The following is an 8,092-nucleotide window of genomic DNA, read 5'->3' as shown; positions in this document are numbered from 1 at the left end:
GTCCCGGCCGCGATGGCCGGGACCCTGTGCGTTCGGGTCAGGGGCGCTGCGCGGTCAGCGACAGGTGGGCGACGCCGATGATGTGCGATCCCATCGAGAACGAGGCGACCGCCGGGGTGGTGGTGGCGGGCAGGCCCAGACTCGGGGTGTCCAGGGCCAGGACCGAGATCTGATAGGTGTGCGGGCGGTCGCCGGTGGGCGGGCAGGGGCCCAGGTAGCCGGGGGCGCCCGCGTCATTGGTCCCCGCGACGCCCGCCACGCCCGCGGTGAAATCGGTTGCGGTGGCGGGGATATCCCAGTTCAGCCAGTGCCAGAAGCCCGCGCCGGTCGGGGCGTCCGGATCGAACATGGTGACCGCGAAGCTCTTCGCGGCCGCCGGAGCGCCCGACCATCGCAGGCGCGGGGCGTGATTGGCGGCGGTGCAGCCGAACGCTCCCGCGTAGAAGTCGGCGGGGAAGGCGTGCTCGGCGGTGCCGTCCGGGGTGGCGACCGTGAACTGAGCGGCCGAGGCCGGGACCACGGGACGAACCTGAACGGACGCAGCCGGATTCGTGGTCGCGGTGGGCGTCGAATCCCCGTCATTGCCGCAGGCGGCGGCGGACAGCAGGGCCGCCACGGCGAAGGTCGCGGAAACGGTGCGTGCGATGCGAATCATGGCGGTTCTCCTCGTGTTCGAATGACACGACGAGCATCCCGAAATCCGGAAACCCCAGGGAGAGCCTCCGCACCCTGGTATTCCGCGTACCACCCGGCCGCTCCTACGCTGGACGCGAGTGAAGGAGCGAGCGTGGACACAACGACATCCGGCCAGGCGCTCGGCGCGTTCCTGCGCGCCATGCGTGAGCGGCTGACACCCGAGCAAGCGGGTCTCCCGGCCGTCGGCCGACGCCGCACCCCCGGTCTGCGCAGGCAGGAAGTCGCGCAGCTCGCCGCCGTCAGCATCGACTGGTACATCCGCCTCGAACAGGGCCGCGTCGGCACCCCCGGCGCCGCGATCCTCGACGCCCTCGCCGAGGCCCTGCGGCTCACCGACACCGAACGCGCCCACCTCCACCTCATCGCCCGCGGCGCCACACCCCCGGCCCGCACCCCCGTCGCCGCCCCGCCCGCCTCGCTCCTGGCGATCCTCGACGGCATGCCCGCCCTCCCCGCCTACCTGACCGACTTCCGCCTGGACGTCCTCGCCCGCAACACCGCCGCCGTGGCCCTCTTCGGCCCCGGATTCGACTCCGGCACCAACACCGCCCGCCTGACCCTCCTCGATCCCGGCATCCGTGCCAGTCAACTCGACTGGGCGCGCATCGCCCGCGAGACCGTCGGCATCCTCCGCCGCAACCAGGCCCGCCACCCCGCCGACCCCGGTCTGCGCGCCCTCATCGCCGAATTGCGCACGGACAGCCCCGAATTCGCCGACTGGTGGGACGACCACACCGTCCAGGACCGCAGCCACGGCACCAAACGCATCCGCCACCCCGAAGCCGGCGACCTCACCGTCGCCTACGACAGCCTCACCAGCCCCAACGACCCCGACCACACCCTCACGATCCTCACCCCGGCGGACCCCGCCACCACCGCCGCCCTGCGCACCCTCCTCACCGCCCACGCAAACCGCCTGGCCACCACCCGACTTCGCCCCGTGGCCGGGTGACACGCGGCCCCGGCCCCGCGAGGGAGTAGGGGCCGCAGTTGTGGTCACGCTATTTCTGAGCCGACAGGCTGCTCAGCAGTCCACCGATCACCGGAATCGAACTCGCGCTGCCCGTTCCGCCATTTCCGGCGGTGGGCGGCGTGCAGGTCGCCCCGGCGGGAGCGGTCTGGACGACAGTCACGGTCGGCCCGTTCTCACCGAAATTGGAGAGCCCCCGATCGGTGCTGTACGGCCACGCGCTGGTCATGAACTCTCCCGCAGCGGTCGGCGTCCACGTCGCGACGACATCCTTACCCGCCACATACGGAGCCGTCGCGACGATGTTGAATGCCGAATCACCGGTCGCCCGCGTCTGGAACGCAAAAGCGTTCTGCCAGGGGACATTACCGATCAGGATCGTGGCATCGGCGGCCGGCAGCGTCAACGTGTAGGTCGATCCGACGCAATAGGCCGTCGACGCCGAGATGGTCACCCCCTCGGCGGACGCGGGCGCCGCCGTCGCGACAATGGTGGCCACCGCCACCGCCACCGGACCTGCCGCCGCAGCAAAGCCGATCGGCGGTCGGACAAGCAGCGCCATATTCATTTCAGTACTCCCCGTTTGTCGAAAATCCCCTCGTGTCAAGGGGACTGGCGCAGCCTAACGCGGCAGTCCGACACGCTGGAACGCGTATCGTCCCGCTCATGAGCACAGCCGCTGATACGACTGCCGTGACGAATCTGATCGCGCAGTACGCCGAGCTGGTCGATGCCGGGGATTTCGCCGGAGTCGGCGCATTGTTCGCGGACGGTGAGTTCATCGGTGGCGGCAGCTCGATCCGAGGCAGCGCGAACGTGGAGCGCATGTTCCAGGGCATGGTGATCCGCTACGAGGACGGCACGCCACGCACCCACCACGTCACCACCAACATTGCCGTCGAATTCGACGACCCGGCGACCACCGCCACGGCGCGCGCCTACTTCACGGTCTTCCAGGCCCTCCCGGACCTGCCTTTGCAGGCCATAGTCACCGGCCGCTACCGCGACCGCTTCCAATGCCTCGACGGGCAGTGGCGATTCGCCGAGCGCCGGGTCACGATGCACTTGACGGGCGACCTCAGCCGCCACCTGCGCATGCCGAACGCGGCCACGCGAGAAAACCATGGGGCCGGTTAGACCCGCAGTCCCTCGTACAACAAGGTGAGCAACCGGCGCCAGTCGCCGCTACCGGAGCGAATGGTGGCCGACAGCGCGCCGACGACCATGTAGACGTCGGCGACGGACAGGTCCGGGCGCACCGTTCCGGCGGCCCGATCGGATTCGATGAGCTCGCCGATGATCTCGGCGAGCTGTTCCAAGGCCGCACCGCGCGGTTCACTGCCGCGCGATCGGCGGGCGGCTTCGATGGCAGCCGACAATCCGCTGTCGGCCGCCAGGATGGTGCCGACATGGGTCAGGTAACGCAGCACCGCCCGTCCGGGCTCGGAGCGGTCCAGGCATTCGGTGCGCGCGTACTCCCCGATCTCGGCGAAGCGTTGCGCGGCCGCGGCTTCGATCAGGTCGGCCTGGGTCGGGAAGTGCCGGTACACGGTGCCGATCCCGACACCCGCGGCCCGCGCCACCTCCGGCAGTTGGACCTGGCTTCCCCGCTCCGCGAACAGGTTTCGTGCGGCTTCCAGGATGCGGTCACGATTGCGGGAGGCATCCGCGCGCGGCTTGCGCGACGGTGATGATGGGCTTGACACCTGGGTTCCCTTCCGGCCTACACTTGAAACGGAGCCGGATTCCGGTTCCGTTTCTCTTGAGTCGAAGGGTACCACCATGTCCCACAATCGATTTCTGCTGCTCGACGTCGGCGCGGTTCGACCGGGCCGCGTGCCACTGCCGCCCGCGTTCGCCGTGAAGGCCACCACCGCCGATACCGAAGGCCGCTTCTCGCTCCTGGAAGTCACCCTCGCCCACGACATCCCCCGCCACACCCATCACGTGGCCGACGAATGCATCTACGTGCTCGACGGCACGCTCGAGGTGGAATTCGACGACCGGGTCGAGCACGCCACCGCCGGGATGTTCGTCCTGCTCCCACATGGCATTCCGCACGCGCTGCGCCGCGGCTCCGCCCTCCCGCCGCGCCTCATCCAGATCTCGTCACCGGGCGGCTGGGAGTGCTATCTGGAGGATCTGATCGAGGCGGGGCCGACCGTGTTCACCGCGGGCGCCCTCGACCCGGCCAGGACCAACCCGATCGCCGCCAGGCATCGGATCCGGTACGAGGAACCCGCGGTGTGACCGGACCCGATCGCGGGTCCACGGTTTGAACTCGGGAAACACAAAACCCCCGGCTCTCGAAAGAGCCGGGGGCCGAGTTGTGTCTCAACCACACAGTCGGGGTGACAGGATTTGAACCTGCGACCTCTTCGTCCCGAACGAAGCGCGCTACCAAGCTGCGCCACACCCCGTGAAGTGAACCTGCAGTAGCTTAGCGCACCCGTTGTCCAGGTGTTAAATCGGCTGGTCAGGGGGCTAAAGGAGGCGGAAAGTGGCGAAAACTCGGCGGGCCAGATCGGGGGAGACGGAGCGGTCCACGCCGGTGTCGGCGACTATGACGAGGACCAGGGAGCCGCTGGTGGGGCCGGCGCTCACGGCGTAGGTGAAGACGGAGAACGTGGTGGCACAGCCGGCGGGGGCGGTGAACGTGCCGGTGGTCTCGACGAAGGTGCCGTGGAGGGTGTTGTCGCCGGAGTCGAGGGGTTGGGGGGTGCCCGCTTTCGACGACGTTCGGGTGGACCAGCCGATGCGGGCGGCGTGGGCGCCGATGTCGGTGGCGGCGGCGGTGGCGTCGGAGAGGTCGGAGGTGGAGAGAAACATGTTGGTGCGCACATTGTTCGGGCAGTAGTCGACGCCCTCCTGGGCGAAACCGGCGGCGGGGATGTGGTCGGCGTCGGTGCCGTATTCGGTGGTGGAGAGGTCGACGGTCCAGTCCTGGGGGACGTCCCAGGCGGCCTTCAGGTCCTTGGGGACCACCACCTGGTAGCCGGGGATGCGTGGGGTCAGGGTGGAGGCCGGTGCGGTCGTGGTGGTGCGCGGGGCCGCGGTGGTCGGCTTGGCCGACGACGGAGGGGTGGTGGGTGTCGGGGTGGAGCCGGAATCGCGCAGGACGAACACGATGGCGGCGATGGCGACGATCGCCACCACGACCGTGCCGATGGCCGCCAGCAGCCACAGGCGGCCACGATCACCGCGCGGGGGTGGATAGGTGCCGGGCAGCGGCGAGCCGGGTGTGACGGGGCCAGGACCGGTGCCATACGAATTCGCGACCGGCGGAACCGGATTCGGCCCCGATGCGTAGAGATTGGGGCCGGACGCGTACGGGTTATGGCCGGGCGCTCGAGGATTCGGCCCGGAGGCGTGGAGATTACTCCGGGGCACTTGTGGGCTCGGCCCGGAGGGGTACTGGTTCGGCCCGGATGCGTGGGGGCTCGGTCCGGAGGCGTGCGGATTCGATCCGGACACCTGAGGGCTCGGTCCGGATCGGTGCGGGTCCGGTTCGGGGGCAGGGGGATTCGGGGTCGGGCGGTACGGCGGCACAGGCGGGGTGGCGGGGCGGTCGTGGACCGGGCCCTGCCACCAGTCGCCGCTGGACGTCGTTCGATCCGGGTCGTCGCCCCGGTCGTCGCGTTCTCCGCTCACCGCAGCCCCCTGTCCGACGAGACGTGCCGCCTACTGGATCGGGCGGATGCTGGCGAGGATCTTCTTCGCCAAGGTCGCGTCCACCGCCTGCGCGACTCCGGTGTCCGCGGCGATCGTGAACACGAAAGCGCCGCTGTCGCCGGGAAACGCGAAGGTGTAGATCGAGTAGGTCGACGCGCAACCCGCGGTCGTCGGGGTGGCCGTCCCCTTGGTCTCCAGGTAGACGCCCTGCAACTGTCCGTCCGAGGACTGGAACGATTCCGGCGCGCCGGGCGTGGTGCCGGTGGAGGTGGACCAGCCGATGCGGCCCAGGCGGGTCCCGATGTCGGCGGCGGCCTTGCCCGGATCGGTTTCGGCGGACTGGGTCAGGAAGACGTTGGTGCGCACGTTCTCCGGGCAGTAGTCGACGCCGTCCTGCGCCAGCCCGGCCACCGGAATGGAGTCCGCGCCCTTGCTGAACGTGTCCTGGCCGGTGTGGTCCGGCTTCCAGCCCTGCGGAATGTCGAAGGCCGCACCATTGTCCGGGATCGTCACGACCTGATAGCCGGGAATCACCGCGCCGGGTGTACCGGTCGCCTTCGGGGCGGTCGTCTTCCCGGGCGTCGGCTTGCCTGAGGACGGCGGCTTCGCTGTGGTCGAGGTGAGCGCGCTGATCAGCGACGGCGTTGTATTCGACTGGGCCGAAGGCGAATTCGAGCCCTTGTTCACCAGCGCGACGATCCCCACGACCGCGACGATCGCCACCAGCAGCGCGGCCAGACCGCCGAACAGCCAGCCGCGGCCCTTGCCGCCGCCCGGGGGCGGAGGATAGGTCGGCGGACCGTAACCCGGCTGCTGACCGTATTCCGGCGGCCGGTTGAACGCCTGCGTCGGCGGATACTGCGGCGGCGGAACATACTGCCCGGCGGGCATCGGCGCAGTCGGCTGATATCCGGTCTGCGGCCACGGCTGACCCGGCGGTTGATTCTGCTGCGGCGCCACATAACCCGGCTGCCAACCCTGCTCCCGCGCCGCATGATCCTGCTGTTGTGCGGACGGCGCGCCCTGCCACCAGTCCGGATTGGGCTCCGAACCGCCGACCTCGTCGCGGTGGTTGTCTCCACTGGTCACGATGGCCCCCTACTGAACGACTACATACCGCGCTGTATATCGCGGCAGGAGCCCGGGGCAATATCGCCGCGGCAAGATCAGTGTGCGACGGCCTCCGAGGACGCGGCCCGGCCGCGCCCCGACTCGGCCACCGGCTTCTTCGGCGGCGCGCCGACCAGCGTCAGCAGCGTCGCCTCCGGACGGCAGCAGAACCGGTACGGAGCCCACGGCGAGGTGCCCAGACCGGCCGACACGTGCAGCCGGGTGTGCGCGCCCCAACGCGACGCGCCCTTCACCCGGGCCCGGTCGATCCCGCAGTTGGTCACCAGCGCGCCGAAACCGGGCACGCACAGCTGGCCGCCGTGGGTGTGGCCGGCCATCACCAGGTCGTAGCCGTCGGCCGCGAATCGGTCCAGCACCCGCGGCTCCGGCGAGTGGGTGAGCCCGATGCTCAAGTCCGCCAGCGGATTCGGCGCGCCCGCGACGGTCTCGTAGCGGTCCCGCTTCAGGTGCGGGTCGTCCACGCCCGCGGTGGAGATCTTCACGCCCGCGACCTCGATATCGCGGCGCACGTGGGTCAGGTCCAGCCAGCCGCGCTCGGTGAACGCGGCCCGCATGTCCTGCCAGGGCAGCGGCTCGCCGTAGACGCGCTTGTGGTCCTTCTTGAAGTACTTGAGCGGGTTCTTCGGCACCGGCGCGAAGTAATCGTTCGAGCCGAACACGAAAATGCCGGGGCGCCCGAGCAACCCGCCCAGCGCCTGCACGACGGCGGGCACCGACTTCAGGTGCGAGAGGTTGTCCCCGGTGTTCACCACCAGGTCCGGTTCCAGCCGATCCAGCTCCCGTAGCCACGCCTGTTTCAACTGCTGCCCGGGCATCATGTGCAGGTCGCTGATGTGCAGCACCCGCAGCGACGGCTTGCCCGGTTCCAGCACCGGCAGCGTCGCCTCCCGCAGGGTGAAGGCGTTGCGCTCGATGAGCGTCGCGTATCCGATTCCGGCGACCGCGGCCCCGGCGGCTCCCAGGGCGGCACGGCTGAGGGCGGTGGTCGAGAAGACGGGCATTTGCCCAGAATAGGCGACCCGACGGAGAAACATCGAGTCAAATGAGCTGGACCACGATAGAAGTCCCTCGTACCGTGTCGCTCATGTCGGAACTCAAAACCACGCTGCGCACGGATATGACCGCCGCGATGAAGAGCAAGGACGCGCTGCGCCTCGGTACCCTGCGGATGCTGCTGTCGGCGATCCAGAACGCCGAGGTCGCCGGACCCGAGGCGCGCGAGCTTTCCGACCCCGAGATCATCGCCGTCCTGCAGAAGGAGGCGAAGAAGCGCAACGAGGCCGCCGTGGTCTACGAGCAGGCCGGGCGTGGCGAGCTCGCCGCCAACGAGCGCGCCGAGGAATCGATCATCGACGAGTACCTGCCCACCCAGCTCACCGAGGCCGAGGTCGGCGACATCGCCGACACCGCCATCGCGCAGGTCGCCGAGCAGCTGGGCGAGCGGCCGGGCATGCGACAGATGGGTCAGGTCATGAAGGCCGCGACCGCGCTGGCCGCCGGGCGCGCCGACGGCACCCGGATCTCCGCGGCCGTGAAGGCCCGACTCTGAGACGGTCCGCACGGCGGTTCATGCGATACCGCTATCAATACGAAAGGCCCGGAGCGAATGACTCGCTCCGGGCC

General features: G+C 69.6%; 10 protein-coding genes and 1 tRNA gene. 4 read left to right on the top strand and 7 right to left on the bottom strand.

All coding sequences use genetic code 11. The features are described 5' to 3' along the window. Positions 1-37 precede the first annotated feature (37 nt). Complete coding sequence (locus tag ACFV4K_RS33170; protein ID WP_379280247.1) at positions 38-655, bottom strand: YbhB/YbcL family Raf kinase inhibitor-like protein; 618 nt, start codon at positions 653-655, stop codon at positions 38-40. Between the two features lie 132 nt (positions 656-787). On the opposite strand from ACFV4K_RS33170, the gene ACFV4K_RS33165 reads away from it, so the two are divergent. After that, positions 788-1,648, top strand: coding sequence for a helix-turn-helix transcriptional regulator (locus tag ACFV4K_RS33165; RefSeq protein WP_379280245.1), 861 nt, complete (start codon positions 788-790; stop codon positions 1,646-1,648). Positions 1,649-1,697: 49 nt separating this feature from the next. Here the strand turns inward: ACFV4K_RS33165 and ACFV4K_RS33160 are convergent, their stop codons facing one another. Further along, entirely contained in the window at positions 1,698-2,234 is a 537-nt protein-coding gene (locus ACFV4K_RS33160; RefSeq protein WP_379280244.1) for a hypothetical protein, read from the bottom strand. A 98-nt stretch (positions 2,235-2,332) separates the two neighbouring features. Between ACFV4K_RS33160 and ACFV4K_RS33155 the strand changes: the two genes are divergently transcribed. After that, positions 2,333-2,803, top strand: a complete 471-nt coding sequence (locus ACFV4K_RS33155) for a nuclear transport factor 2 family protein (RefSeq protein ID WP_379280242.1) — start codon at positions 2,333-2,335, stop codon at positions 2,801-2,803. On the opposite strand, the gene ACFV4K_RS33150 is transcribed toward ACFV4K_RS33155, so the two are convergent. Beyond that, the gene (locus ACFV4K_RS33150) at positions 2,800-3,372 is read right to left on the bottom strand and encodes a TetR/AcrR family transcriptional regulator (RefSeq protein ID WP_379280241.1); all 573 of its coding nucleotides are present in this window, start codon (positions 3,370-3,372) and stop codon (positions 2,800-2,802) included. The two genes, ACFV4K_RS33155 and ACFV4K_RS33150, sit on opposite strands and share 4 nt — an antisense overlap. A gap of 76 nt (positions 3,373-3,448) precedes the next feature. Between ACFV4K_RS33150 and ACFV4K_RS33145 the strand changes: the two genes are divergently transcribed. After that, positions 3,449-3,916 carry a cupin domain-containing protein gene (locus ACFV4K_RS33145; RefSeq protein WP_379280239.1) on the top strand — a complete coding sequence of 156 codons (468 nt, stop codon included), beginning with the start codon at positions 3,449-3,451 and terminating at the stop codon, positions 3,914-3,916. Positions 3,917-4,012: 96 nt separating this feature from the next. Here ACFV4K_RS33145 and ACFV4K_RS33140 read toward each other — a convergent pair. The 4 genes from ACFV4K_RS33140 to ACFV4K_RS33125 all read right to left on the bottom strand — a co-directional run bounded on the left by ACFV4K_RS33140 (position 4,013) and on the right by ACFV4K_RS33125 (position 7,470). After that, positions 4,013-4,086: transfer RNA gene (locus ACFV4K_RS33140), tRNA-Pro, on the bottom strand. 64 nt (positions 4,087-4,150) lie between these two features. Then, positions 4,151-5,056: a hypothetical protein gene (locus tag ACFV4K_RS33135; RefSeq protein WP_379280238.1), complete on the bottom strand. Its 906-nt coding sequence runs from the start codon at positions 5,054-5,056 to the stop codon at positions 4,151-4,153. Between the two features lie 291 nt (positions 5,057-5,347). Next, positions 5,348-6,427, bottom strand: coding sequence for a hypothetical protein (locus tag ACFV4K_RS33130; RefSeq protein WP_379280236.1), 1,080 nt, complete (start codon positions 6,425-6,427; stop codon positions 5,348-5,350). A 77-nt stretch (positions 6,428-6,504) separates the two neighbouring features. Then, the gene (locus ACFV4K_RS33125) at positions 6,505-7,470 is read right to left on the bottom strand and encodes a metallophosphoesterase (protein ID WP_379280235.1); all 966 of its coding nucleotides are present in this window, start codon (positions 7,468-7,470) and stop codon (positions 6,505-6,507) included. 83 nt (positions 7,471-7,553) lie between these two features. On the opposite strand from ACFV4K_RS33125, the gene ACFV4K_RS33120 reads away from it, so the two are divergent. Next, on the top strand, positions 7,554-8,018 hold the full coding sequence (locus ACFV4K_RS33120) for a GatB/YqeY domain-containing protein (protein ID WP_357087687.1): 465 nt from the start codon (positions 7,554-7,556) through the stop codon (positions 8,016-8,018). The last annotated feature ends 74 nt before the right edge of the window (positions 8,019-8,092 follow it).

Origin of the sequence: Nocardia sp. NPDC059764 (assembly GCF_042732555.1) — a bacterium.
GTDB lineage: Bacteria > Actinomycetota > Actinomycetes > Mycobacteriales > Mycobacteriaceae > Nocardia.
Note: the sequence above shows the minus strand (reverse complement) of the source record. Positions and strands in the feature narration are given on the sequence as shown.